The organism is Pseudomonas sp. ERMR1:02 (assembly GCF_002277815.1).
Classification (GTDB): Bacteria; Pseudomonadota; Gammaproteobacteria; order Pseudomonadales; family Pseudomonadaceae; genus Aquipseudomonas.
On sequence record NZ_NKJI01000028.1, the window covers coordinates 1 to 23,740 of the forward strand.

Genomic DNA, 23,740 nt, shown 5'->3' on the forward strand with positions numbered 1-23,740 from the left:
TGTTCGGGCTTACGGGTAGCAAATGGGAATCTGGAGAAAAATAAGATGGGATTAGTTAACTGGATGACGACCCTCACCGACAGGGAGGTTTATGCTTTTGTATGGGGCTTGGTTGTCGTATTAGTCCATGGCTGTACAGAGAGTGGAAAGCCTACAATGAAAAAGCAAAAGCATCTACGATGAAGTTTTATTAATTGCAAAGAGCAACATTTCTAACATCCTAAAAGCTTCTAATGAAACGTTCGAGTTTCTTCATCGCCTAAGAAAAAATCGCCGTCCACACCCGTTATAACTGGCACCATAAAATATCTGGAGGACGTCGATAGCAAGGTTATAAATCCGGCGTACAAATCCGCAGAAGAATTTCATGCCGCACTACTAAATTATGACAAGAGAAATATAAAGGAACTTAGGAAATATCTAAAGCGTGCGAAGGGAATGGAATTCAACACTGGAGAGTCGCTGAATGGCATGATTAGGAAATATGCAGTATTGGAGGAAACGGTTGCCGGTAGTCCTAAGATCCAATAGCACCAACAACGGTGGCCATAGGAAAGCTTAACCGTTAAAATTCACGCAATTCGAACGCTAGACAGGGTTAAAATCCCCCCGGCTCCACCATTAGAGACACCAACGAAGCCCGCCCAGTGCGGGTTCGCTGCATCTGGGTTTCAAATGTTGCTGAACATTGTTGTGGATTCATGTCGATTCATACAGGCTTCAGCGAAATTTCAGCAACGTCCTCGGTGGCGCCCTGCCTGGCGAAAGTCCAACACAAGATCACACCTCAGCAATGCAGCAGTATCCGAAGCTGCCGGCGGTTCGCCATTCAAGGGCACGAACAGCCCCACCATGTCAAGGTGACCTCGAAACCAACACAAGAATATGATTTACAAGGAAAAATGTAATATTTTCCGGACGTGAAAAACAGCCACATCCCCTATAAGAATCAACAACTTAGCGTTGTATATTCCTACAGTAGTCCCCTTCCCCGGCGTTCTGCCGACACTCATGTAGCGACAGCCCGGCCGAGCAGGTCGGAGAGCACCATGGCGGGCGGGTGGTTGCTGTGAATCTGGTGAAAGCATCTGTACAAGTGGCAGAATGCCGCTTCTAGGATACACAGCCGTCAGGGAGTCAAGTAATGCTCGGAGTTGAAGTTTTTGAAACCGCCTACCATGAGCTGGCCAGCAGATACGAAAGCCTGACTAAGGATGTGTATCTGGTCCCGGCCGATCAGATGAGGGAATGCTCCGATCTGCTAGGTCTCTGCCAAGTTGAATACGACGAAAAACTCTACTTCAACGACGAATCGGCGGACATAGAGATTTACGGTCGGGGAGACGCCGGAGGCGTAACCATAAATTTCCTCTTGAAAGGGAAGGCCGCAGCGCCGTGTTCATCAACGAAAATTGTCTTCCCGATGGAACTCGCGAAGATCTCATCTGGCTGTGGCGGTACAACTCACTGCATCATGAGCTGATGCATGCGCTTGATTTCAACAAGCAAAAAAATTTCAACACTGCTCGCCGGACACTGGACCTTGTTGGCGCCGAGGTTTTTGCTGATCACAAGACACTTATGCATCTTAAGTCCAAGAGCTCGTGCGGGTTCATGAAAATTGCGTTGCAGCAATACGCTATCAATACCCAGTCAATGGGCGAAAAAGGCGGAATCAGATCAGATATCTATGCCCGACTTACCAGAAAGATCGATAGTAAGACCATTGGTCACTGGGCGACAATGAAGATCTAAATAGCAAATACCCGGCACGCTGCGGTCGCAGCCTCCAGCAGCTTTTCAGATCCTACCCGCTGCCTTCTCTCAGCCAGCAGAGCTCGCACCTTCACATCCAGGCTGTCGGTCTTTCGCAGGCCGGCATCCGCTCAAAGTGGTATCGCTAATTCCGGCACACGACATGGCACCTGCACTTGGACCTCGACGCGAACGTACTGGATATGCGGCCGGGGTCGAGCAGCGCGGATCTGCGGAAGTCACCGACAACGTGCGCCGAGCCCTAGTCGCAATCAATCGCTATGAGGAATCAAGAGGACGCTTGCGGTGATTATGGCGCCAGAGTGACAATCGACAGGAACAGAATTACACCGCGATTCTAAAGGGGTAAGGCAAAGTAACAATAGTCAATGAATCCGGTCACTTGCTTACTCAGACTTACCCGGTTTCGACCTGCTTTACACGGTCATTGGTACAAAATTGGTACGAGCTTCATTCCCTCATCCGGTGCCCTGCCGACCGTTCGTCAGTTTGTTAAAGGTGCTACGCTCTTTCTCATCAGCTGAGGATTTGCCCGTGCCGAACTCCGATCTGCTCCCTTCCCTGCTCTTCAAGATTAACGAAAACCAACTCGCCCTCGAGGCAGCCATCATGGAGTTATCGAATTGGGTCGAGCAACGTGGCGCGGCCGATGTTGCCGACAACGTGCGCGGTGCCCTGGAAGCAATTGACCGCAATGAGGAGTTCATCAAGATGACGCTCGCGGTGATGATGGCGCCGGAGTGATCACCTCGAGCAGTCTCTTCGCCGTTATGTCTTCAGGCATGCCGCATTACTGATGATTCGGCGGGGCTATGGTCGTTGGCTGCTTTGCCGGATGTTGCGGCTGGCAAAATGCAGAATTGCTTGAGGCGCTTAGAAAGCCCTTGGCCAACGCGATGAGGCTTCTAGAATTTCATACTTTGCCTCTTCGAACTGCTTCGTAGATTCAAATTTACGAGCAAAAACCCACAGCTTTTCATGCCCCCTATGAACAGTGCTGCCATCCTCTCTAACAAATCAGGGCAGCTCTCAGGGTAGATATGAACTACGAGACCTTGCATATACAACCGGTAGAACTCAACTGAGCGCGTACCCTCTTCAAACTCTAGATCCATCTTCTGAAGAGTTGGAGTGTAATTATGGCAAAAACCCAATGTACTCATTTGATCCAAAACAATTGGATGATAGCCAAAGTGACCCGAATTTTTCTCTACTATCATTCGACCAATTCGTTCTAGGTCGACACCATTATTTGGCAAATAGGAAAATTCTTTAATGGTGGTTTTCAGCGACCGCCACAAAATACTGAGAAAAAACAATCTCAGCTTTTCGGAATTCACACCGTCTAAAAGACGAACTCCCATACTGGACCCTTGTTCAGGCGGGACGGCATAATCCGTCAACTTTAGTTTCTCGCGTCCTTCCCACCCGCTCCATATCAACTTATGCCTTCTCAGCTCCTCTATGCCAGCGGTATCAATCTCACTGAGAATTTTTTCACCATCTCGACTTACAAGCTGCTGATCGTACCAACTAGTAAAGCGCCGTATCGGGCGCGAGCCCCTTCCCGACTCGATAAACCTTTCCCCTTTTATTGAAGGAGATGTCAGAGACAAAGGGATCAAGTGTGATTTGGCGTAGGTGCCTTCTACCCCCAAGAGCGCGCATACCCCCGTTTTCGGTAAAGTATTAGCTTTCTTCTTCTTGCGATTTTCGCTTGCCATATTCACTGCCTAGCACGGAACAAAGCAGGATCATAAATGTTAATGGCAGAAAAATGGCAACTTGAGCATTGTATGCATGAGCTACGTGGATTAGACCGAACACCACCTCCGCCAATCTGCCCCCCCGTCGCTTCACTCTCGCGAAAATCCGAAACCTCGATTACTGTATATCCAAACAGTACAATCAAGGCGTGATCGTGGAACCGTACGAAATCGAAGATACCAGCGGCTGGCTCGGTTGCCCGACGCCGCTCGAAACCTGCCGGCATCAACTCCGCATGCTTGAGAACGAAGTCGAGGAACTGACCCTGCAACTGCGCCAGGCGCGGCAAAACATCTTCAAGCTGGTTGAGATGCACGCCGAAGCCATCAGGCAGCGGGATGATGCGATGGGGAGTTTGCGGGAAAGATCCGGGGAATCGGCGACCCTGTGCAAGCAACTGTACGATCTGGACATCTCAGCGAGACTTCATCAGCGTGAGTCTGAGCGACTACGCGGGATATTGGACGGGCTGATCGCTCAGCCGAAAACGGTTCCGTGAACACGCAGTGGTTATAATTAGCGTGACATCCAATACATCACTGCCACCACGCCGATCACCCAAGCAAGTGTTAGTAGAACCGAAAGGCCAGCGAGTTGCTTGTTCATGTAACGCCTTAATGTACTGGGTGCAAAGTATCGCCAAGAATAGCTCACAGCATTTAGCGCGGCCGGATTCACGGCACGTCTTTGAAAAAGACGTGCCCGCCCAGCTTGAGGGCCTGCTTCGCCTTCGCAGCCCAAGCCGGTGGCGTTTTCATGCTTGTCGCGTAGTAGTGCGTGGCGCCGCCGGTGGGATCCGGCACTTTCCCGTCGATCACCTGTTCAGCGGCGATTCTCGCCTGGGCGAGTTCGCGAAACGGGATCTGCTTGGCGCCAGCCAGGTAGGCGTAGTTCGGATCGTTCCTGTTCCAGCAACTGAACTGATACGGTTTCTGGCACACGCCGGAATAGCCTTCACCCCACCAGGACTTGGCCTTGCCGTCGTTCACCCGGTTACGGATGGTCCAGGCTACGGCGATCTGGCCGGCCAGGGATTCGCCGCGGGCCTCGCCCCACAACGTGCGAGCGAGGATGTCGCGGTCTTTCTCGGATACGGTCATGCTTTTCTCCAGGCATGAAAAAGCCCGCAACTGGGCGGGCGATAATAAATAAGAAGGGTCGGAGCGGACTAAGTGACAGCCACCTTGGCTACGCTGTAGCCCGTGGACTTCACCGATAGACCAGTTGGAGGGACATACCCCGACACGGTCATCCCGGTCCCGTCCAGGTTGGTCTTGTGGTTGAGATCCGCCAATGCCGCGGCGACTTTTGCCGATCCGGCCGACGTCATCGCAACAATGTAGCCAGGCACGCCGCCGTTGTAGTAACGCTGGGCCAGGTCAGCAGCCGCCGACAGGCTCGGCGAGAAGATATAGCCGCCGCGCCAGTTGTCGTAGGCGCCGCTCGCCAACGCCAGAGGCTTGCCTTGTGCCAGCAGCTGGTGATAGGCCTTCTTTGAGTTCGCTTGGTGGAACATCAGCCCGCTTACGCCGCTGGCCGGCAGATAACCCGGTGCCGCGATGCCGTAGCTTCTATCCATCCATAACGTCAGATTGCGCTCGCTGCCGCGAAGGGACATCCCCAAGCATTCGGGTAGGTCGCCGGATTGCCGGAGTACTGGGCTACCGTGGGCGTGATCGCCACACGCCCGTTGTCTTGGCCGTTGAAGAAGTGAATCGTCTGGTCGTGTCCGGGGTCGTAGCACTGCAATCCGAAGTAGTTGCCAATCACAATGTCTTCGAGCGCGGTGATTTCTCCATGCACCTCGAAAGACCCGGGGCGGATGCGCAGCATAAGATCCTCGCGCAGGATATAGCGCCGCGCCGTGGTCATGGTGTTGTGACCCATGACGCGGTTGGCCCACTTGATCACCATTTCATCCGCTTGGCCATTGCCGGTAACCAGCAAGCCGCCGTCAGCATAGACAGACCGCTCAAGCTGCTCGGCAGTTGGCGTGGTGGTGTTGTTGATTGGGTGGTTACCACCGGTGGATTGCACGGTACCGCCGCCGTCACCGTTGTTTACCGCCGTCACCTGGTAAGGGCCAATCCAGTCAGTAAAGCGCGCTGCCAAGACGGTCCAGGTTCCGGACAGGGTTAGGGTGCTGCTCACTTGCTCGGCGATTTCCCCGATGTCATTCAGCAGGTTCGGGCCATAGCGCCCGATCTTGATCCGCATCAGCTTGGTATCTGAGTATCGCCATACCACCGTCAGTTCGTCCGCCGTGGCCGAATAGAGCAGACCCTTGGTTTTGGCGGCGACCGGCTTCTCTGCCGGACGATAGCAGGCCGGGTCGAAGATCCAGCTGTAGGCCGGATAGGACTGGTTGTTCAGTACAATCGGCGTGCCGTCGATCTCAGCCAGCACGGCCTTGTCGTAAGTGATCGCGACAGTAATGCCGCCCTGTGCCTGCGTAGTCTGCCGGTAATAGCGCGTGACCAACGTGCCTTCGCCAGGCACTTCCTGCCAAGAGTCCAGGCGATTGATCAGTGGAACGGCCGTCCCGGTGGTGTTGTAAGTAGCCGCATCGGCGATTTCAAAGATCATGCCGTAGTTCGGGCCGCCACCAAAGGCGGTCGTGCCGTTGGCCACGTAGGCCAGGCGCACCAGCTTTCCGTCTTCCACGCCGGTGATCTTGGCGTCCAAGATGGCTCGGTTCAGCCGGGACTCTGCCGCGCTAACGGCGCCCGCACGGCTGTAGCTCGCCAGTGGGAAGTTGACACCGACGTTAACCTTGAGCGAGTCCAGTACGCGAGCGGGCGCCATCGGCAGATAACAGACCGGGTCGATCACCCAGCTGTAACCGGGCAGCGTAGGGCCGTTGAGGACCACAGCCGTGCCTGCGGTCTGGTCAAACACCGCTTTGTCGTAGGTGATGGAAATCAACAAACCATCTACCGTGGTCGTACGGTAGATCCGTGTCACGATCGTTCCGCTGATCGCGACCTCAACCCAGGGAGTGACACGCGTGATGACCTGAGTCGCCACGCCGGTGCTGCCATACGTCGCAGTATCGGCCGCCTCAAAAATCATGCCGTAGTCAGGGGCACCGAACGCCGTAGTGCCGTTGCCGTACCACGCAAAGCGCACGAACTTACCCGCTGGGTTCCCGATCACTTTGATGTCGAGGACCGCCTTACTTGCTACCGGTAACTCAGCGCTGACTGAGCCGGCACGGTTGGCCGACTTCAAGGGGAACGCTTTCCCGGCGTTGATCGTCAAGGCGCTGACGGCGGCGTTCATCGCTTGGCCGATAGCTACTGCAGTGCCTGCGTCATTGCGGTACCGAGTATCAAGGTTGTCACCACCCGAGACGGTGAAGAAGCGATTGTTTGTGCCAGTACCGTTGGTTGCGGCCAGGCCATCGGCAATAGTGAGATATACACCGACGCTGGCTAGAAACTCGGCGTAGATCTTTTTCAGGGTTGGTTTGCTGATGCCGTTAATAACGACAAAGTCAGCGTTCGAAAGGAACAGCTCGTTGGCGTTCAAAACCAGCTGCTCAAACAATTGAAGGTCGGAAGCTCCGCTCATTGCGTGCCCTCTATAAATGCAAAAACCCGCACAGGCGGGCTCAAAAAAGCAGGTGGATGAAGTGGAGTTACAGGGCTCCGGGCCAGCTCTTCGTGTACCAGGCGTCGAGCTGATCGCGTAGCTCAGCGTTCATCACAGTAATGTCCAGTCCGGCGAGCAGGCTAACGAACTCGGCCTCGTCGACGATCGGGATTTCGAACAGTTCAGCCGGCACTGAAAAGCGCCAGTGATCCACACCTACGAGATCCGGCCCGCTATAGATGTCGGTGAAGCGAACTTTCGTCGGTGTAAGCCCCATCGGGCTCTTGATCGGACACCGGAACCAGTCGATGTAGTTGACCCCCCATTTGAACCAGCCCTGGAACAGCCGGGCTTGCTTCGCATCCAGAACCCAGGACAGGGTGACCGCAGTGGGAAAGCTTCGGAATCTGATGCGCTGAATCGCCCTTCCGCTCACAAATTGCGATCGGGCAATCGGGCTGACCGTTCTGAAGCCGTATCCTTCCCGTAAGGGAAGCGGCAGGTTGTCAGGGTATGTGAGCATAAGCTCGTCGTCCTTTTGTTAGAGGCCCCCATATCAAGCAGGTGCCGCGCTGCCGTCGTAGGTGTAAACGCGGGCATCGTAGGGCATACCCTTCATTGCCACGTTGCCGTTGGATGGAGATGAGCTATTGACCAAAACTGGATAAGCCCACTTGCTCACCGGCCCGACCAGCAACTGAGGCAGCTCCAAGGTCATGCTGGTGTCCGGCGCGAAGTCGAGATCGGCGATCTGCAGGTGGTATTCGTCAACCGCGATGACTGGGAACGGGCCAGAGAGAGAACCATCAGGACGACTAATGCCGACCCGGTACGCCTCGGGTGCCGACCAGTCGATCGGCTCGGATGACTCCAGCAGGAAGCCGCCGGTAACCGCCTGCACGCTGAGCAGTAAAGCGCTTTGGCAGAGGCCCGGAGTATCGCTGGCGACGGCGCAGAAGCTCAGGTAGCCCGAATTCATGCCGGCCAGCTCGGTTTCCCATGTGTAGGTGTCCTGGCGAAACAGCTGATGCCCGCGACGACGCATACCGAACTGGTACGCACGGTTACGATCACCTACCCCGGGCAGTTTGATTTTCTCGACCTTCAGTCCAGCATCTCCCGGCCAGCGACATGGCACCGTTCCCATGCCCACGTCAGGTTCGAGTAATACTCAACGTCGACCCCGTCGAAGTCGTTGATCGATGGCAACGGACCGTCGATCTTCAGGGGCTTGGTCATGTTCTGCGGTGAGTAGGTCTGCGTCTTCGGCCCGTAGGTGATATCGAATGCCGCGCGCGGTTCGTCACGCACTAGGCTGACCAAGCCGTTTTTGATGGTCAGCTCGGCATAGCCGCACGCCAGCGCGTCGTTGATCCGATCCTTGGCGGTGCTGGTGTCGTCGATCACCTCGTCGTAATACTGGCCGGCAGCCTCGAATACCGTGTGCAAGCGATCCCACTCGGGCAGGTCGATATCGGCGTCGGTGTATCCGAGCGACTTCAGCACGTTCAGGCACCAGGGCACAATGCCGCGCGTGGGTTGCGGCGCAGTCCAGGCACCACCGGTGTAGACCGGCAGAATCCGGGTGCCGATCAGATTGGCCTGACTTTCTGACTGAGCCGACAGGCGATCACCGCCGCGGATCTGCATCGCCATCACGGTCATGCCAGGGTAAGTGGTCGGTCGGATCTGACGCAGGCTGCGCAGGCTGTACCAGCTGATATCGTCCTGCTTTTCCGAGTCGATGTTGCCGGGTTGGCTGACGAAACGTTTCTTGATTCGTGCTTCTGGTCGCATCGGGTAAGGCAGGGTCGCTCGGTAGGTAACCCCTTGCGCGTCCCGCGTGCCGCCCCAGTGCTCCTTGTCGAGCACCGTCCATGCCCCGGCCGCATCCATGTCCCTGTACTCGAAGGTGTGAAACGAGCGGATCTCATAAATCTGCCCTTCACGACCGATGCCGCACAGACCATTGGCGTGAAACACAGTCCATTCAAGCTCTGTGACCAGCTCGCCCTTGGGTGCGCAGCCAAACGGCCCGCGATAACCGCCCGCAAGATTCGACGGGTCAAGGGTGATCAGGCCGTTTACCGTCTGCATCAAATCAAACCCTGGCCATGCAGTATCAGTCGATCCGCTTGATGTTAGGCGCTCGACCGTAATGAGCGATGCGCTGAAGGCCGTGATGCGATAGCGAAGCCCGCGCGGCCCGATGGTTACCAAGCCAACCCCAAGAGAAAGACCAACTGCAGGCTGTCCTCCGTCATAGTTCAGGGTCATTTCTGCCGACTGCTCAGGCGTGCCCGAGGTAGCTGCCGTGCCGGTGGTATTGATCGGGCTGGAGCCGAGCACGTCAGCGCCGCCGGACGAGACCAGGGCCCGCCCGTTGTTGGCTCCTGTTTGCGTCAGCAGGACTTTGCCCGCCGAGGCGCTGGCTACGAACGGGGCGCCACCCTTGGCCGTGTTGATTGTAGAGACCAGCCCAGCCAGATCGGTCGTTGCCGTATTCAGCGCGACAGAATATGGGGTAGAGCCCAGCGAGACAGTGAAGGTCAGCGGCGTCACGTTGTAGTCGTAGCGCACCGGAATGCTTGAGCCGAGAATCGTCGAAGGCGTGCCGGCTGACGGCGGAACTGGGGCGACATACGGGTGTACGAACTAACCGAATACAACCCCGAGTTCGCGCCTTGAACCTCAATCAGCATGGCCGGAACTGGATTTAGCATCGACAGCGGCCCGCGAACTATGTCACGCCCAGCTCCCCCGTCCACGACGGTGTACTCGTATGGCGCCAATACGCGAATGATCAAGCCTGTTTGCCAGTCACTCGGAAAGGTGCCAGCCCCAAGAGGAATAGATATTGAATTCCCGCTGAACTGGTAAGCCGACGCGACCGCAGTCTGTGTCAGCGCGGTAGCTACGGTCATTTCCAAGCCGGCCGAACCGCTGGAACTGGCGCCGACCTCCTTGACGTTATACCAAAGCATAGAAGCGGTATTGCCTGACACATCAGCACCAGGCGGGTAGATATTGCAGATGGCGTCAGAGCCCAGCGAGATAATCGGAGTTTCGCCGACCTTGATGTCGCTGGTGGCGACCTGCACGCTGCCGGCCGAGACGTAGAGCAGCATTTCAGTCCACTGCTCACGCGGGGCTGCAAACCAGGTGCGCGGCTCAGCCAGATAAGCCGGGAACAGCTTTTGACGGCCTGCCAGGTTGCGCACCGGGTCGCCCAGCTTGACCTTGTTGCCCTTGGCGCTCGCCTCGTCGATCGGATCGCCCTGCGCGGTGGTGCCAGTCGATGGCATGCCCGCATTTTCGGCATCAGCATCTTGCCAACGGCCTTCACACCTTTGAACAGCAAGGCGGTGATAGTGAACGGGTCGGTGCCTTCGGCTCGCGCCAGATCTGGACGTTGTCCGACGGCTTGAATTTGACCTTGTGCCAGAGCGTAGGACAGATCATTTCATCGTTGATCACCACACTGATCGGCTGCACCGGAGCACGCTGGTAAGCCGACGTCTGCTGCTGCACCCAGGCTTCGATCGTCATCCGCTCGCGGGTGCTGAAGGTGGCCAGTGGTGCCGTGTTGGCCAGCTTGTTCGGGAAGAATTCGATCATCGGTAATACACCACTCGTTGATAGCACGACTCGAAGTCGCGTACTGGTCGAATGCGCGGCCCACCCGGATTGGTGTCGAGCACCTTCATCTGGCCATCCAGATGCACGACCACGCCGACGTGCTCCAGATAGTCACCGGCAAAGGCAGCCGCTATGACCCCAGGCTCTGGCGCGCACTCTTCCATGGAAGTCTTGATCTCCCAGTAGGCCCGGGTGTTTGCGCGTAGCCTGCCCCGCCCCACGCCACCCAGCGATGGCAGCAGCGGCAGGTCGAATACTTCATGCCGAACAGCAATGACCAGCCCATAACAGTCGAAGGCCAGCGGGCCGCGCGCGCCGTCCTTATAGGGGGCTGACAGGTACTTGCTGATAGGGCTCATATGTAGAGAAGTCCGGGGCAACGCTTGGGATCAGTTGCTCGCGCGGGTGCGCAGTGCCGAGCAGGTCGAACAGACCGCAAGTCAGGGTGGCGGTGACCGATTCGTACTGCCGGTTCAACAACGACATGCGATAGCGCTCAGCCGGGTAGGTCAGGTTGTCTTGCAGATAGCGGCGAAAAGTCAGGGCAATCCTGGCGTTCGCTGCCTTGGCTTTTCGATCTGGAGCTGTACCGCCCGGACGTGTTGTCCAGGGCGAGAATCAGGTTTTGGAATCCGCTGTTGTCCTGATTGGGCAGAGCGTGCTCCAAGGCCATGGCGGAGAACACGAGTACCCGAGAATCCTCGGTACCGCAGACGCGATCCTCATATCCGTCGCAGACCAGGATCGGGGTCGACCAGACAGGACAGGTCGCCTCGATGGTGTTGATCGGCAGCAGCCCACCCGAGGCGTAGCAGACATTTATTGGATTACTCATCTGCTGCTCCAGATATCAATATGCTGCGCATTCAAGCGCCTTGAGACTTCAGGCCGTACTTGGCCTGGTTGACGTCGTGGATATCTCCCTCGCCGCGAATGTTGGCTACGTAGATGTCGATGACGTCCTGCTCGGAGAGTTGCCGACGATTGACCTGGCCCGCGCGACTGGCGTCCTCGAACAGGTTAATGACGGGGCCGCTGTCGAGTTGTTGTTGCTGCGCCCCTTGCTCACCTGCTCGAGCGTCCGGTCTAGCTTGGCGCTGGTTCCTGCGGTGGTTACCCGCTCACCTTTCTGCAAAAGCCAAGTGCCCGTTTCAGGTACCGAGTCAATGCCGTCGTGCGCCATACCCGCGACAGAACTGATCGTGCTCATGAAGCTGCCGGCGGATCCCAGAGCTGAAGCTGCGGCGGCAGGTGCCGCGAAAGGCCCGACTATGGGAATGGCTGCTGTTGATGTGAAGGCGTTCAATGCGGCCATCGCCACTTGAGCCGTACCCCACTGGATGAGCATTCGCAGAGCGCTCTCAGCGAACATCGATGCCATGTCCGAGAATGAAAGCTTTCCGGTCGTAACGAAGTTGTACAGCGAGTCATTCATCCCGGCGAAAGCATCGGAAAACATGTCCTTGGTCTGGCCGGAGATATCCCGACTCTGATCCAGGTAGTTGTTCCAGGCATCACCCACACCATCCAGCCAATTGCTCTGGGCAGCGTCCAACTGGTTGTAATAGTCCTGCTGAATCACCATCCGCTCAGCCAAGGCCTCGCTGAGCATCTGGGTTTCTGTGTCGTAAAGCTCTTTGCTGATATCGCCGCTGTTATATTGCTGCTGCAATTCAGCCATCTGCTGATTGAAGTCTTGCTGAATCTGCAGATCTTGCTGCAAGCGCTCGCGAGCTTTATCACCCAGCCCGGCGCCAGCCAACTCCATGCCAAAGCCTTCGCGTGCAGTCTGGTTCGACGTATTCAACGTGGCCGCGTATGCCGCCGACTTAGCTGCATCTTCATTGGCGAGCTTGAGTTTTTGGAGACGATCCAGCTCTTCCGCCAGCCCCTTCAACCGCTCCTGCTGCAGCGTATTGATCCCGACCAACTTGCCAGACTCAATTTCAAACTGAAGCTTCGCGACCTCCGATGCGTTTTTCCGTTTATCCACCTCGGTGTTGATGAGAGCGATTTGTCGCTCATAACCCTCCTCTGATGAATCGAATGCTGCCTGGATCTTCTTTTGCGCGGCTTCGGCAGCTTTGGCGGCGGCCTGCATTTCAGCAGTAGGAGCTTTGAACGTGCCCGGTTTTACCGGCTCGCTGACTTTATTCAGCGCCTCAGATATCGCCTTCAGGTGGCCGCTGGCCTGTCCATTCGACCCGGCATCATCGATGCGCTTCCAGAGGTCGTTGTATTTTTTGTCCAGCCCATCCAGATCGTCACCGACGATCAAGGCGGTGCGCGATGAGTTTTCTCCTATCTTCTGAATCGCATCGATTGGACTGGATAAGTCCACGCCATCAAACGCAGACGTCACGATTGCAACCACACCAGCAATCGACTTGCCCACCAACTCGAAGGCGTAGGAAATCCCGACAGCTGTTTTTGCCGCAAGCTTAAGAACGGTGTTGAGACCATCGGACAGCAATGAAACAGAAGCGGTGTCCTGGCTCAGGTCGAAAAGAATGTCGGCATAGTCACTCAGCGCCGGCATCAGCGATGCTGCTACTTGATTCTTGATGCCGGTGAGAGACTGCTCAGCGAGCCATCCGGCAGCAGCCAGGCCCTGAGTAGCCTTGATGGTTTTCTCATCCATGATCGCGCCGGCTTGCTGCGCGGTATCACCTAAAATTTTGAAGGCGTCACCGTTGTCCCGCAGCAGGGGCAGCAGCAGTGTCGCGTCGTTTGCCAACGCCTCCATCTGTTGCGTCATCTCAGCTTGGCTGAGCCCTGCCTTTTGCAGGCTGCTCGTGAATAGCTGCAATGCCTGGGGGCCAGAGAGATTGCGAAACTGCTCAGCGGTCACGCCCACTTGTGGCGCGATCGTTTTGAAGAAGTCCTGCAGCTCGCCCCCGCCGTTGAGCAGAAAGTCGCCGACCTTGTCGTTCACATCCTTGAAGATATCCGCGAGCTTATCTTGCTCGATGCCGACGGTTTTGGCGCCAATGGCGAACTTCTGAAATTCGGTTGTTCCGGTTCCGGCAAGACCTGCAAGACGCGTGATTTCGCTTGCCGCCTGGACAGTCGAAACAGTGAACGCTGCAAGCGCCACTGCGCCGGCGGCAAAACCGGCACCGATTGCGATGCCGGCGGCCTGGGCATTTTTCTCGACGGTCTTGCGCCATTTTTCCGAACTACGTTCGGCCTGACCCATGCCGGAAACAAAACCGCCTACCTTGGCGATGAGGTCAAGCGTAAGGGTGCCGAGGGATCGTGATGCCATTGCATGGCTCCAGAGCTTCCCGCGAATGCGGGGATATAGTCGCTACGCCCAGGACTCCATTGCCTGTTCAAGTGTGATCGGCTTCTGGGAATCGTGGGGCATGAAGTCAAAAATGCTGAATGGCTCTGGGCGCTTTTTCGGATCGCGGTCTTTGTTCGCCAAGATGGAGGCCAAAAGAGCGAACCCACGCTCTACCCGCATGCCCACATGCAGCGAACCGCGCAGCTCCCTGAACTTCGCCCATGAACGAAACTCGCGTAGGCTTAGCCTTTCCTTGGCCTCCGCGATGGTTTGGCCACCGATCCCGCAGAGGACGAGCTCGTGCCAGAACTCTTCGAGGTCGGTGAGCTCGTCGTCTTTCCCAGGTTGTTCACCTCATGAATAACGGCCAACAACGAAACAGTCAGCCCGCCATCAAGCGCGCCCAAGCGCTTGGTGCTTTCCGGATCTTTGGCGAGCTCAGCAGGGTCCAGTGGGCCATGAACGATGTCAGCCACGGTGAATACCGGGTTTCCATCTTCATCGCAGATGCTCGCCGCGATGCGCCCTGCCACGCTGTCCTGTTTGCCGTTGATCGCAAGCACATCACTGACTGCGGCCTGGTATCCCAATGGGCGGACAAATACCGTCGCAGTGAATTCGTTTTTGCCTTGTTTCCAGGAAATCGACTTTTCCACCGGGCGCCCTGTGAAGGCACCGGCCTGTTTAAGGTTTTCAATGCTGAGTTTCATGTCTTAAACCTTAAGTTGATTTGCGGATCCAGGCGGAACCGCCGGAGCGCTGAATGGTGGCAGCTGTGGTGACCACAGTATTGGCGGCAAAGTCGAACGGAAAGTCGCTGACATAGCCGTCGAAGAGGAACCAGGTGCGGGTCGTTGGAAGAACGAAATCATCCCCAGCGACGTTCAGCGTCGGAGGCGCAATACCATCAGACCAGCCGACTACCCAACTCACATTGCCGATGTCGTCGTCTTCCGACAGCTGATGCAGGCGTACGTGAGAAGCGTTGCGCGGATCGGCGTTCAACGTCAGGGTTGCTTGGCCCGGAGTACGCAAGCCGCGCAGGTACTTGCGAACCTTGTCGCTGAGACAGGTATCTTCGATCTGGTCAGCAGGGTTACCACCCGGGCTGAACGCCGTCGCGCACTGAATCTCGATCACTTCGAGAGTGGACGGATCAGCAACAGTTGGCACCAGCGCATAAATTTGCGTGCCTTGGGTCAAAATCGACATGGCTTTCTCCAAATGTCGGGCATAAAAAAACCCGCACATGGCGGGCCTGGGATGGGGATTGATCTATCTGGGTACAAGCCAGTCGATGTCGAAGCTCGACCAGTAAAGCTTTGTCGCCGTGTCTTTGCTCTCGCCGCCCCAGCGGACGACGTAGGCCTTCAGTTCAATGGCGCGGGCTATGGCGTCGGTGACGGACCGGGCAGAGGTTGCGGTAACGGCATACACGTCGACCTGCAAAGTGAATCCGTCGATGTCAGCGCGCCCTGCTAGGTAGTTTTCCGGGCTGCCAGTGATCAGTTGCCAAACAGCATACGGCTTGGCCACACCCTCTGGCGCCTCGCCGAATGGATACAGACGGTGAGGTGTAACCCCGAGCAGCGCCTGGGTGCCTGCATCTGCTGCACACACAGCGAAGATTGGTGCTGCTGGCATCAGCTTCTCCCTGCAGCCTTGGCCGCGCGTTTAATCGCACGATCAATGGCTTTTTCATATTCAGTAGTGAAAGTGTCTATCACCTCGCTGATGTTGTCGGCCAGCGCTCTTCGCGCGAAGGGCTGTGCGCGCATGTTTGCTGTGCCGAACTCAATCAAACGCCAGTGTGGCGTCGGCGAGTTGGCCGATGTGTCACCGCCGTTTTTCAGCACAGCGCCATGCTGAACGCCAATCCTGAAACCGAGATCGCCCGCTGATTTGAACAGCCGGCCATTCCACCGCAATGCGACGTTGTCCGCGATAGATCGACCCGTTACAGGATCATCGATGTTCCGGGCGCCCTCTTTCATCTTGCCGGCAACCACCTGTGCTGCCTTGCGCAGTGCCGACCTGCCTCCCTTGCGCTTCAGGTCGTAACTAATAGCTTCGAGTTTTCCGATCAACGAATCCATGCCGACCAGGCTGAACTCGATGTTGTCAGCCATCGTTCACCCCCTTCGCCACCAGAATGGTGATGTACTCAAGGCCCGACTCCGGGTCAGGCAGGGGCTGGCCTTGGATTTCGTAAATGTCGCCGCGATGAAGGATTCGCATCGTAGACAAAACTCCGGCGCGGTACCGGATCACTACGCGACCTGAAGCCTCAGACTGGCCCGCCTGAGCCGCAATCAAATCACGTGCGCTCAGCGGTTCAACGGAGGCCGGCACTTTCTCCCAGACGGTCTCCCATCCCGGCAGCATCTCGCCGGTACCGGGATCTTGAACCAGCCCAGGTGATTGAAAGGTGATCCGGTGACGCAATCGGCCGGCGCGCATCAGGCACCCATCCCGACGCGATCTGGCGTCAGCAGAGCCTTGGAGGCTTGCGGCAATTCCGTAGCAATGGTGCCCGTGACGACCTCTTCCCGGTTGGCGAATAGGTGACCAAGCTTCAACAGGCAGGCAGATTGAATACTGGGCTTGATGACCATCCCCCGTGCTACTCGGGTGGCCGCATCCAACGCCTGGGAGAGCGAGAAATTCGCATCAGCCATCGCTTCACACCGCAATAACTGATCATCAATCAAAGCGGCATCGGCCATGGCCACATCATATTGCTGACGTGCCACGCTTCGCACATCTGGCACCTGCATGCGGGCAGCATCAAGAGCGGCCTGATCAGCAAAGAACGAGCGCTGGAGATATGCCATTGCGGCACTCTCGGCACCGTCCAGTTGCGACTGAACGAGATCCTGATCTTCTGGTTCTGCCAGAAGGTGCTTCATCGCCAGTTCGATGCTGATCACGCTCATGATTACTCGGCCTTTTTCTTAGTGCTGGGCTTGGGTGCCGACTTGTTTTCTGGATCCGGAGCCGATTTGTTTTCGGGAGACTCTGCGGCTTTGACGGTGTAGTCCTCGACCAGCCCATTGCGAAGCAACTCGCGAGCGTCCAATTCCGAGGCTTCAATATCCGATCGCGGCGGAGCATAAGCACCGCGCCACTCGAAGCCCTTGATGGTTTTCAGTTTGATGTCGGTCATCAGATCAATAAGCCCGGTTACCCGGGCTCTCCTTCAGCAAGTGCCCATGGGCCTTATGGCGTTGGGTCAGTGAAAGGGCCGTGGACGAACGACTGCGGACGGTACACCGCCAGCGCAAGTCGCTCTTCAGCACGAATGGTCACCATGTTTTTGGTGAAGTTGTCGGCGTCTTCGGTCGAAACCTCGACGTTAGCGTCTTCACGGTCGAACACCTGGGCAGCCATATCGAAGGCGCCAACCATGAACTCGCCTTGCGGCATGGCATTGGTATCAACAACCGGCAAGCGCCACATGCGAGGCTGGCCACCTTCCTGCACATTGACCCAGATGTAGCTGCCGGTGCTGTCCTTAGCCAGCTCCATATCGGCCCAGTCGACCGGGTTCAGTACGATTGCACTGGCGCGGTATTCGGCGATGCGAACCTGCAAGATGGCCCGGCGCAGTAAGTCGATTTTGGTGTCGCCGGACTTGCGCAGCGCTTCGTTGAACGGTGTGGCTTGAGGGATCAGGCCCAGCAGGTTCTGACCAGTGCCGTTACCGGCGAGGATCTGGTTTTCCTCGACGTACTTCAGGCCGTAAATCGCGCGACCGTCGATGTAGCTTTGCAGCAGAGGTACATCGGCCAGTACCTGCTTGGATGCACGGAACCAGTGCGCGATGGTCTTAACAGTGGTGGTGATCAGCTCGTACGACAGGTCGGACTGAGGTTTCGCCAGGGTCTCGCCAACCGGCGCCGCCATGTTCTGGAAGCCCGACTCCCGCACGTACTCGATTGCGTTGGAGTTGGTTCGACCAGGCATGATCAGATCACGAATGGTGAACGGACGATCCGGGCCTTGAATGATGCCAGGCACGCGAGTCGGCTCGATGGCAACGCCAACACCACCGGTGCCGGTGGTTGCGCTGGTAATACTGGTAACGGCCTTCAAGCGCATCCGAGCAACACCGCGACCTTTTTCCGCCAAGCCTTTGAAGTCGTCGCCTTCGGTGAACTGCTCGCCGATGGACTTGACGCCTTCGTCGTTCGCCGCGCCGCGGCGGCTCAGCTTCTGCTCGACTTCGTTCAGACGGTCTTGCAGGCCAAGGCCATCTTTCACCAGGCCATCGAGAATGGTCTTGGTGTCGTCGAGGATTTTGCCGTGACTTTTGATTTCTTCGCCGGCTTTCTCGGCAAAGGTTTTGATGTCCTGATCGCGCTTTTGCAGCGCGTCCATCACATCTTTCAGTTCCAGTTGATCATCAGCACGCTCTTTGCGCTGAAATTGGCGATGCTCGCTGCGAGCTTCGTTACTCAGGTAATTCATGGTGAATCCTCAAAACGATGGGAGAGACAGGCCTTGGCTCAACTGCGCGTGCAGTGCCTTGGCAACTTGGGTTCCAGCCTGGTCGCCCACGGACTCACTCCGGAGCAGATGCTGCAGACCGCGATTGGCAATCACCGCGGACTGAGTTTTCGAGAAACCTGCCTCGCGCAGGAGCAACTCAAATTCAGGGAGCGAAGGTAAGCCGCCATGGGCCAGCTTCGACTTAATGGTGTCGGTGCGGGCTTCGTCATTTGCGGGCACCGTCACAATGGAAATCTCGACCAGGTCCAATTTGGTCAGGGTTCGAATCCGGGTCTTCTCGTCGAAGCTGGATTCGCGAACGTAATAGCCGATCGACAGCCCGGTGATGGCCCGGGACTTCATGCCCCTGTAGGCGATTCGCGCGTAGGGCGCATCGGCCATCCAGAGCTCGCCATCGCCGAAAAGGCCCTTGGCGTCTTCTTTCAGCGACTCAAGAGACCAGGAGCCGATGGGCTCGGCCGTGCGGTGCTGCCAGAGCACAGGAAGCGTTCTACCTTTCGCCTTGAGTTCGGCGATGGAGTCGAGAAAGGCGCCCGGGGCGACCACCTCGTTGTAGCTGTCGATCACGCCGAACACGGAACCGTAGCCAGAAAAAAGGCCGTCATCGCTGACAGCCTTCACGTCGTAGTCGAATGAGCGGTATTTCACCGCCACCGATTGGTCTTTTCGCTTCATTCTGAATTACCTTTCGGCTTGTCATTGAGCCAGTCCAGCAGAGCCGAGCGCGCTTGCTGAGCATCGCCGGCATCACCACCGAGCTTGTCGATGGGCAGCATGTTCGACTGGACAGTGAGTTTCGCGGCGTTTCCACCCATGGGCGCCAGGTTCTCTTTGATCCGGCAGTCGTCGCGGGTGTAGATACCGTTCTGTGTCATCGAGCTGTAGAACGCCGCACGGGCAGCACTGTCAGCGCGGAGCAAACCTTCGGGGTTAAACTTGGCGTAGAAGCGTCGGCGCTCACCAGGACGAAGCAGGCGGCGATTGATGCTCTGCTCGATGCGTTTCATCCAGGGCAACAGCGTGAAGCTGAGAAAGCCCAGCATCTGCTGCTCCATGCCCGTTCCCCAGCTCGTACTGTTGGAGGTGTGGCCCACCATCCAAGGCGGTGTGCGGAACCAACGGCAGATCTCTTCGACATTGAAGCCGCGGGTTTGCAACATCTGGGCGTCTTCTGGAGTCAGGGATACCTGCTGATACTTCATCCCAGCTTCCAGAACCATCGTCTTTCCGGTGTTCACAGCGCCGGCGAATTTGGCCGCCATGTCCTCACGAATGTCTTCGCGCTGCGCCTTGTTCAATATCTGGTCGGTGGAAAGCACCCCGCCCAACTTCATTCCATTGGCGAACATCTTGCTGGCCGATTCGTCAGCGGCCATCGCGGCACCGAACACATTGCGGCCCATGGCCAATGGGCTGAGCCCGCACAGTGGATCAGTGCCGAAACCGCGGGTGTGCATCATTTGTTCATCGAGCAGGGTGTGCGACTTGCCCAGGCTATCAATGAAGCGATATTCGATCTCACCGCTGCTTAACCGCCGTGGGGGCGATACAGCTTGCGGCAAGATGAACTCCAGAGAAGAGAGCTCGGCCCCCACCCAATGTGGCTCGTTGAAACTGTTTCCGTTGAGCAGGAGACTCGCGACCACGCACTCCCAGAACTCGACCGGTGTCTGATCAGCATTCGGTTGCTGGCTGATAACGCGATGAACCGGATGGGTCGTAGCTACCACTGGCACGCCGTTTTTATCTTCGTAAAGCGCGATCGGAAGCGTGGCCAGCGTTTCGGCAATCAGACGAACGCAGGCCCATACCGTGGACAGTTGCAGCGCTGTTTGTTGGCTTACAGTCTTTCCGGAGGCTGAATCAGTACCGTAGAAGCCGTTCCAGAAAGCTTTATCACCCAGGCCTATTCGACGACCGATCCAGCCAGCCAGCGACGACTTGACCAAGCTTGGCTCTGCCGACTTGAACATAGCCTGACGCAGCACAGATTTGAGTGGTTTAGTCACCGGTCAGCCCCTTGCGGATGAAGCCAGCAACGCCAAGGAACGACACAGCGGCAGCCACAAGAGACCATCCGAGACCAGCCAAAACGTAGATGCCAGCAACGAACAGGCACAGCGCGGCCGCGGCCGTCACGATAAAGAGGATCAGGCCTGTATCCATGGGTGAGTTATCCAACAATGATTGGTTTCGAAAAGAAGTCGCTGATGTTGCCGCTGTTATCGTTGACCAGAATCAGCGCTCTGCCGATGGTCATAATCAAGGCGACGGCGCCGTCAATCTTGTTGTCATCGCCTTGCTTGATCGGTCGGACGACGTCGTCATTACCTGGCATGTTTTTGCCGATCACGTTAGCGATACACCAGGTCATGATCGGATTGCCGTCATGGTGGAACCTGCCCGCGGTAATTGCAGCTTCAAGTTCTTTCATTGCGTCAGACATGTTGGTGTAGTTCTGCGTGATCGTGACCGGATTGAAACCCTCGTCGTCGAGGTCGTGGCTCAGACCGGTCGCACCGTGCGGATCGATTGGGCACTCACGAATTGGTGCCTGATGGTTGGCTTCCTTCGTGTCTTCGAAGATCTCGCGGTAATCGATCTCGGCGCCGTCGGTGACCTCCAGATGTTTGGAGTTGATCCAGGCTTGGAACCGTTCGGACATGCGCTTGTTATCGCTGTCATACGCGGTGTCATAGGGCACCCAGAACTTAGGGGCGATACTGTAGTAGTGAGTTTTCCCATCAATCACACGCCAGAAAAGACGTGCCCGGGAGTTCATGTCCAACTTGCGCGCCAGGTCGAAGCCTGCAATCCACTCTTGACCCTCGAACTGCTCAAGGGTGAGCGTGGTGTCCTCGCATGATTTCCAGTCTTCCATGTTGAAGAAGCCGGATTTAGCGCTGACCCATAGGTTCAGGTGCTTCGTTTTGAACGTGTTCGTAAAGCGTGCAGAGCGGATCGCCCTCGCCTGCTGGCTCTCTAGGTACTCCTGGAACACCGAAACCCCGTGGTTCGGGTTGGCCTTGGCCAGCATCTTCGGATCGGTCCAGTCATCACCATCGTCGAGCGTCCATATCCAGCCGAACAGCTCATCATCTGGCACAGTGCCTTCGAGCATTTCGATGACTTGGCGGCGCTTGTCATAGCATGGGCCCTCGATGTCGGCGCCGGCGGTGGTGATGATGAACATCAGCGGCTGCCGCCGGGCGCCCATGCCGGTGAGCATGGTGTCGTACTGGGCTGAGGTTGGGTGCTCGTGGTATTCGTCGACGATGGCGCAGCTGGGGGAAGCGCCGTCGCCCGGGTTGCCAATCAACGGTTCGAACCGGCTGAAGTCGGACGGGATATTCATGTTCGAGGCGTTGACCTCGATGCCCGCAGCCTGCATCAGCATCGGCGACTTGCTCACCATCAGCTTTGCCGGACGGAAGACTTCCCACGCCTGCTTCTCAGTGGTCGCGCCAGAGTAGACCTCGGCTCCGAACTCGCCGTCGGCTACGAACATGCTGATACCCACCCCACCGGCCACCACGGACTTACCGTTCTTTCGCGGCACTTCCCAATAGCTTTCGCGGAAACGGCGGTGCCCGCCCTTCTTCTTGACCCAGGCAAACGTGACGGCCAGGCCGAAGAGCTGCCACGGCTCCAGGCTGATCAGCTGTCGCTTGAATGCCCATTCGCCCTTGGTGTGCGGCAGGAGCTGGATCAGCTTCAACTTCTTCTCGGCCTTGGCCGGATCAAACTTGTAGCGATACCCGCGTTTACGGCTGGCTGCCAAGTCATCGAAGTGACGCTGCACTGCCTGGTGAATGTAACGGCAGGCCGGGACCTTTCCACGGAGCAATGACCGACCCCATGCCATCGCCTTATCGACGTTGGGATGGGCAGATTTGGTCATCAGCTACTCAGTAGTTTGGCGAATTCGTTGGTTTCTTTCTCCTTGTTGCCGCCTATCAAACGCGTGCGGCTGGCCGGATCAAGGCCGAGCATCGACCCGAAGGTCACCATCTGGCGCATCGTTTCGTTGGCAGCGGTCAGCGCAGGATTCTTCATCGGGCCGCCAGTAGCTCCGGTGACGACGATGCCGTGCGCTTTGATCGACTCTTGCGCATAACGCCAATTGTCATAGGCACAGCAGAATGCTTCGACGTTATGTAGATCCGTGATCGCGACGACGTTCTCGCGCAGAAGCTCTGGGACAATCATGTTCCACATGATGGCGGCCCGAGGACTAAACCACTCCGGCGGGTCGATCTGGGTGATCTTGGAAAACTGGGGCTCGGCCTTGTTCAGGGCGCGCTTACCAGGATTTCCGGCCAGTGCTTTTTTGGCCGTAGGCTTGGGTTTGCGACCACGGCCGGCGACCGTGGCGGTGCCTCCCATCGCGCAACTCCTGGATTTTTAATTTCGCGGGTGTGAAAAAACGATTGAGGGCGCGGTCTAGAAAAAATATCCCCCAGACTTTCGACCCTCCCCCTCCCCCATGAGTGAAAATTCCTCTCATTTCTGTCATTTTCGACCATTTTGATGAAAATCCGTGAGATTCGTTCTCATTTCGGTAATTTACCGGGGATTTCCGTATCCTGCCGCACCGCATTGCCCCATCCGCCGTCCTCAGCCGCCGTCTTGCGGCTGTGGCAGGGACGACACAAGCCTTGCCAGTTGGACCGGACCCAGAATGCGTCCTTGTCGCCTTTGTGCGGGATGATGTGGTCGAGGTCAGTAGCAACCACCACCAAGCCTTGACGCTCGCACTCAGCACACAGCGGATGCTTGGCCAGGTAGGACTTGCGGGCCTGCTGCCACTTGTAGCTGTACCCACGCTGACTGCTGGTCTCTCGCTGCTTCTCGCGCTGCTTCACCTCGAACTGCTTGCCCAAATCCGCATGGGCCTCACAGTATCGAGGGTTACGAGTCAGGACGTTGCAGCCCTGCGCATTGCATGGCTTCTGCGGCCTCAGCGGCATGGCATGCCATCCATATAGGTCTCCGGCATGGCATCAGGGTCAACATCATCCTCGTCCGCCATCGCCTGGATTAGAAGCAGTTGCTGCTCTGCCATCCTGTTGAGGATCGCTGTCTGCTGCTTCTGCTCTGCTAGCACTTGGATCAGCAGGCTTTCCAAGGAGTTCTGCTGCTCGCTCATATGCCACCCTCGTC

General features: G+C 56.9%; 28 protein-coding genes and 2 pseudogenes. 4 read left to right on the forward strand and 26 right to left on the reverse strand.

The features are described 5' to 3' along the window. Positions 1-183 (forward strand): hypothetical protein (locus CES87_RS32740; RefSeq protein ID WP_218196425.1); only part of this gene is annotated, 183 nt, incomplete at its 5' end. Between the two features lie 961 nt (positions 184-1,144). Further along, complete coding sequence (locus CES87_RS29420) at positions 1,145-1,483, forward strand: hypothetical protein (protein ID WP_128608865.1); 339 nt, start codon at positions 1,145-1,147, stop codon at positions 1,481-1,483. A gap of 268 nt (positions 1,484-1,751) precedes the next feature. Here CES87_RS29420 and CES87_RS33815 read toward each other — a convergent pair. After that, positions 1,752-1,985, reverse strand: a pseudogene (locus tag CES87_RS33815) (hypothetical protein). A 325-nt stretch (positions 1,986-2,310) separates the two neighbouring features. Here CES87_RS33815 and CES87_RS29430 point away from each other — a divergent pair. Beyond that, complete coding sequence (locus tag CES87_RS29430; protein WP_128608866.1) at positions 2,311-2,520, forward strand: hypothetical protein; 210 nt, start codon at positions 2,311-2,313, stop codon at positions 2,518-2,520. A 161-nt stretch (positions 2,521-2,681) separates the two neighbouring features. Here CES87_RS29430 and CES87_RS29435 read toward each other — a convergent pair whose 3' ends face one another. Beyond that, a complete protein-coding gene (locus CES87_RS29435; protein WP_128608867.1) occupies positions 2,682-3,500 on the reverse strand; it encodes a hypothetical protein in 819 nt (272 codons plus the stop codon). A 197-nt stretch (positions 3,501-3,697) separates the two neighbouring features. Here CES87_RS29435 and CES87_RS29440 point away from each other — a divergent pair, with 197 nt between their 5' ends. Next, positions 3,698-4,042, forward strand: a complete 345-nt coding sequence (locus CES87_RS29440; protein WP_256591138.1) for a hypothetical protein — start codon at positions 3,698-3,700, stop codon at positions 4,040-4,042. Positions 4,043-4,217: 175 nt separating this feature from the next. Here the strand turns inward: CES87_RS29440 and CES87_RS29445 are convergent, their stop codons facing one another. From CES87_RS29445 to CES87_RS29555, 24 genes and pseudogenes are all read right to left on the reverse strand, one after another. Beyond that, positions 4,218-4,643, reverse strand: coding sequence for a cell wall hydrolase (locus CES87_RS29445; RefSeq protein ID WP_128608869.1), 426 nt, complete (start codon positions 4,641-4,643; stop codon positions 4,218-4,220). Between the two features lie 68 nt (positions 4,644-4,711). Continuing rightward, a complete protein-coding gene (locus CES87_RS29450) occupies positions 4,712-5,122 on the reverse strand; it encodes a hypothetical protein (protein WP_128608870.1) in 411 nt (136 codons plus the stop codon). Between the two features lie 8 nt (positions 5,123-5,130). Next, entirely contained in the window at positions 5,131-7,116 is a 1,986-nt protein-coding gene (locus CES87_RS29455; RefSeq protein ID WP_128608871.1) for a hypothetical protein, read from the reverse strand. Positions 7,117-7,183: 67 nt separating this feature from the next. After that, positions 7,184-7,660 (reverse strand): hypothetical protein, encoded by a 477-nt coding sequence (locus CES87_RS29460; protein ID WP_128608872.1) that lies wholly within the window; start codon positions 7,658-7,660, stop codon positions 7,184-7,186. A 33-nt stretch (positions 7,661-7,693) separates the two neighbouring features. Further along, positions 7,694-10,755: pseudogene (locus CES87_RS29465) on the reverse strand (host specificity factor TipJ family phage tail protein). Continuing rightward, positions 10,752-11,135, reverse strand: a complete 384-nt coding sequence (locus tag CES87_RS29470; protein ID WP_128608873.1) for a hypothetical protein — start codon at positions 11,133-11,135, stop codon at positions 10,752-10,754. The pseudogene CES87_RS29465 and the gene CES87_RS29470 overlap by 4 nt, the downstream one beginning before the upstream one ends. Further along, the gene (locus CES87_RS33820; protein WP_256591139.1) at positions 11,098-11,262 is read right to left on the reverse strand and encodes a hypothetical protein; all 165 of its coding nucleotides are present in this window, start codon (positions 11,260-11,262) and stop codon (positions 11,098-11,100) included. Before CES87_RS33820 ends, CES87_RS29470 begins: the two co-directional genes overlap by 38 nt. A gap of 10 nt (positions 11,263-11,272) precedes the next feature. After that, on the reverse strand, positions 11,273-11,611 hold the full coding sequence (locus CES87_RS29475; RefSeq protein WP_256591140.1) for a DUF1833 family protein: 339 nt from the start codon (positions 11,609-11,611) through the stop codon (positions 11,273-11,275). Positions 11,612-11,716: 105 nt separating this feature from the next. Continuing rightward, complete coding sequence (locus CES87_RS29480; RefSeq protein WP_256591141.1) at positions 11,717-14,044, reverse strand: phage tail tape measure protein; 2,328 nt, start codon at positions 14,042-14,044, stop codon at positions 11,717-11,719. Positions 14,045-14,307: 263 nt separating this feature from the next. Continuing rightward, on the reverse strand, positions 14,308-14,775 hold the full coding sequence (locus CES87_RS29490) for a phage tail assembly chaperone family protein, TAC (RefSeq protein WP_128608874.1): 468 nt from the start codon (positions 14,773-14,775) through the stop codon (positions 14,308-14,310). Positions 14,776-14,785: 10 nt separating this feature from the next. Next, a complete protein-coding gene (locus CES87_RS29495) occupies positions 14,786-15,277 on the reverse strand; it encodes a phage tail tube protein (protein WP_128608875.1) in 492 nt (163 codons plus the stop codon). A gap of 63 nt (positions 15,278-15,340) precedes the next feature. Continuing rightward, entirely contained in the window at positions 15,341-15,709 is a 369-nt protein-coding gene (locus CES87_RS29500) for a DUF3168 domain-containing protein (RefSeq protein ID WP_128608876.1), read from the reverse strand. Further along, a complete protein-coding gene (locus CES87_RS29505) occupies positions 15,709-16,194 on the reverse strand; it encodes an HK97-gp10 family putative phage morphogenesis protein (RefSeq protein WP_128608877.1) in 486 nt (161 codons plus the stop codon). Before CES87_RS29505 ends, CES87_RS29500 begins: the two co-directional genes overlap by 1 nt. Further along, complete coding sequence (locus CES87_RS29510) at positions 16,187-16,525, reverse strand: phage head closure protein (RefSeq protein ID WP_128608878.1); 339 nt, start codon at positions 16,523-16,525, stop codon at positions 16,187-16,189. Before CES87_RS29510 ends, CES87_RS29505 begins: the two co-directional genes overlap by 8 nt. Next, positions 16,525-17,001, reverse strand: coding sequence for a head-tail connector protein (locus tag CES87_RS29515; protein WP_128608879.1), 477 nt, complete (start codon positions 16,999-17,001; stop codon positions 16,525-16,527). The genes CES87_RS29510 and CES87_RS29515 overlap by 1 nt, the downstream gene beginning before the upstream one ends. 2 nt (positions 17,002-17,003) lie before the next feature. Further along, a complete protein-coding gene (locus CES87_RS29520) occupies positions 17,004-17,231 on the reverse strand; it encodes a hypothetical protein (protein WP_128608880.1) in 228 nt (75 codons plus the stop codon). Positions 17,232-17,284: 53 nt separating this feature from the next. Beyond that, entirely contained in the window at positions 17,285-18,535 is a 1,251-nt protein-coding gene (locus CES87_RS29525) for a phage major capsid protein (RefSeq protein ID WP_128608881.1), read from the reverse strand. A gap of 9 nt (positions 18,536-18,544) precedes the next feature. Beyond that, on the reverse strand, positions 18,545-19,252 hold the full coding sequence (locus CES87_RS29530; protein ID WP_128608882.1) for an HK97 family phage prohead protease: 708 nt from the start codon (positions 19,250-19,252) through the stop codon (positions 18,545-18,547). Further along, positions 19,249-20,586 (reverse strand): phage portal protein, encoded by a 1,338-nt coding sequence (locus CES87_RS29535; RefSeq protein ID WP_256591142.1) that lies wholly within the window; start codon positions 20,584-20,586, stop codon positions 19,249-19,251. The genes CES87_RS29530 and CES87_RS29535 overlap by 4 nt, the downstream gene beginning before the upstream one ends. After that, positions 20,579-20,743, reverse strand: a complete 165-nt coding sequence (locus CES87_RS32510) for a hypothetical protein (protein WP_178081504.1) — start codon at positions 20,741-20,743, stop codon at positions 20,579-20,581. Before CES87_RS32510 ends, CES87_RS29535 begins: the two co-directional genes overlap by 8 nt. 7 nt (positions 20,744-20,750) lie before the next feature. Continuing rightward, positions 20,751-22,478, reverse strand: a complete 1,728-nt coding sequence (locus CES87_RS29540; protein WP_128608883.1) for a terminase large subunit — start codon at positions 22,476-22,478, stop codon at positions 20,751-20,753. After that, entirely contained in the window at positions 22,478-22,963 is a 486-nt protein-coding gene (locus CES87_RS29545; RefSeq protein ID WP_128608884.1) for a phage terminase small subunit P27 family, read from the reverse strand. Before CES87_RS29545 ends, CES87_RS29540 begins: the two co-directional genes overlap by 1 nt. A gap of 167 nt (positions 22,964-23,130) precedes the next feature. Further along, a complete protein-coding gene (locus tag CES87_RS29550) occupies positions 23,131-23,547 on the reverse strand; it encodes an HNH endonuclease (protein WP_128608885.1) in 417 nt (138 codons plus the stop codon). Beyond that, positions 23,538-23,726, reverse strand: coding sequence for a hypothetical protein (locus tag CES87_RS29555; protein WP_128608886.1), 189 nt, complete (start codon positions 23,724-23,726; stop codon positions 23,538-23,540). The genes CES87_RS29550 and CES87_RS29555 overlap by 10 nt, the downstream gene beginning before the upstream one ends. Positions 23,727-23,740: the final 14 nt, after the last annotated feature.

Bases quoted from the DNA above. Each gene is read 5' to 3' on its own strand.
- CES87_RS29420 (WP_128608865.1), top strand. From the start codon at position 1,145: ATGCTCGGAGTTGAAGTTTTTGAAACCGCCTACCATGAGCTGGCCAGC.
- CES87_RS29435 (WP_128608867.1), bottom strand. From the start codon at position 3,500: ATGGCAAGCGAAAATCGCAAGAAGAAGAAAGCTAATACTTTACCGAAA.
- CES87_RS29445 (WP_128608869.1), bottom strand. From the start codon at position 4,643: ATGACCGTATCCGAGAAAGACCGCGACATCCTCGCTCGCACGTTGTGG.
- CES87_RS29450 (WP_128608870.1), bottom strand. From the start codon at position 5,122: ATGGATAGAAGCTACGGCATCGCGGCACCGGGTTATCTGCCGGCCAGC.
- CES87_RS29455 (WP_128608871.1), bottom strand. From the start codon at position 7,116: ATGAGCGGAGCTTCCGACCTTCAATTGTTTGAGCAGCTGGTTTTGAAC.
- CES87_RS29460 (WP_128608872.1), bottom strand. From the start codon at position 7,660: ATGCTCACATACCCTGACAACCTGCCGCTTCCCTTACGGGAAGGATAC.
- CES87_RS29470 (WP_128608873.1), bottom strand. From the start codon at position 11,135: ATGAGCCCTATCAGCAAGTACCTGTCAGCCCCCTATAAGGACGGCGCG.
- CES87_RS33820 (WP_256591139.1), bottom strand. From the start codon at position 11,262: ATGTCGTTGTTGAACCGGCAGTACGAATCGGTCACCGCCACCCTGACT.
- CES87_RS29475 (WP_256591140.1), bottom strand. From the start codon at position 11,611: ATGAGTAATCCAATAAATGTCTGCTACGCCTCGGGTGGGCTGCTGCCG.
- CES87_RS29480 (WP_256591141.1), bottom strand. From the start codon at position 14,044: ATGGCATCACGATCCCTCGGCACCCTTACGCTTGACCTCATCGCCAAG.
- CES87_RS29490 (WP_128608874.1), bottom strand. From the start codon at position 14,775: ATGAAACTCAGCATTGAAAACCTTAAACAGGCCGGTGCCTTCACAGGG.
- CES87_RS29495 (WP_128608875.1), bottom strand. From the start codon at position 15,277: ATGTCGATTTTGACCCAAGGCACGCAAATTTATGCGCTGGTGCCAACT.
- CES87_RS29500 (WP_128608876.1), bottom strand. From the start codon at position 15,709: ATGCCAGCAGCACCAATCTTCGCTGTGTGTGCAGCAGATGCAGGCACC.
- CES87_RS29505 (WP_128608877.1), bottom strand. From the start codon at position 16,194: ATGGCTGACAACATCGAGTTCAGCCTGGTCGGCATGGATTCGTTGATC.
- CES87_RS29510 (WP_128608878.1), bottom strand. From the start codon at position 16,525: ATGCGCGCCGGCCGATTGCGTCACCGGATCACCTTTCAATCACCTGGG.
- CES87_RS29515 (WP_128608879.1), bottom strand. From the start codon at position 17,001: ATGAGCGTGATCAGCATCGAACTGGCGATGAAGCACCTTCTGGCAGAA.
- CES87_RS29520 (WP_128608880.1), bottom strand. From the start codon at position 17,231: ATGACCGACATCAAACTGAAAACCATCAAGGGCTTCGAGTGGCGCGGT.
- CES87_RS29525 (WP_128608881.1), bottom strand. From the start codon at position 18,535: ATGAATTACCTGAGTAACGAAGCTCGCAGCGAGCATCGCCAATTTCAG.
- CES87_RS29530 (WP_128608882.1), bottom strand. From the start codon at position 19,252: ATGAAGCGAAAAGACCAATCGGTGGCGGTGAAATACCGCTCATTCGAC.
- CES87_RS32510 (WP_178081504.1), bottom strand. From the start codon at position 20,743: ATGGATACAGGCCTGATCCTCTTTATCGTGACGGCCGCGGCCGCGCTG.
- CES87_RS29540 (WP_128608883.1), bottom strand. From the start codon at position 22,478: ATGACCAAATCTGCCCATCCCAACGTCGATAAGGCGATGGCATGGGGT.
- CES87_RS29545 (WP_128608884.1), bottom strand. From the start codon at position 22,963: ATGGGAGGCACCGCCACGGTCGCCGGCCGTGGTCGCAAACCCAAGCCT.
- CES87_RS29550 (WP_128608885.1), bottom strand. From the start codon at position 23,547: ATGCCGCTGAGGCCGCAGAAGCCATGCAATGCGCAGGGCTGCAACGTC.
- CES87_RS29555 (WP_128608886.1), bottom strand. From the start codon at position 23,726: ATGAGCGAGCAGCAGAACTCCTTGGAAAGCCTGCTGATCCAAGTGCTA.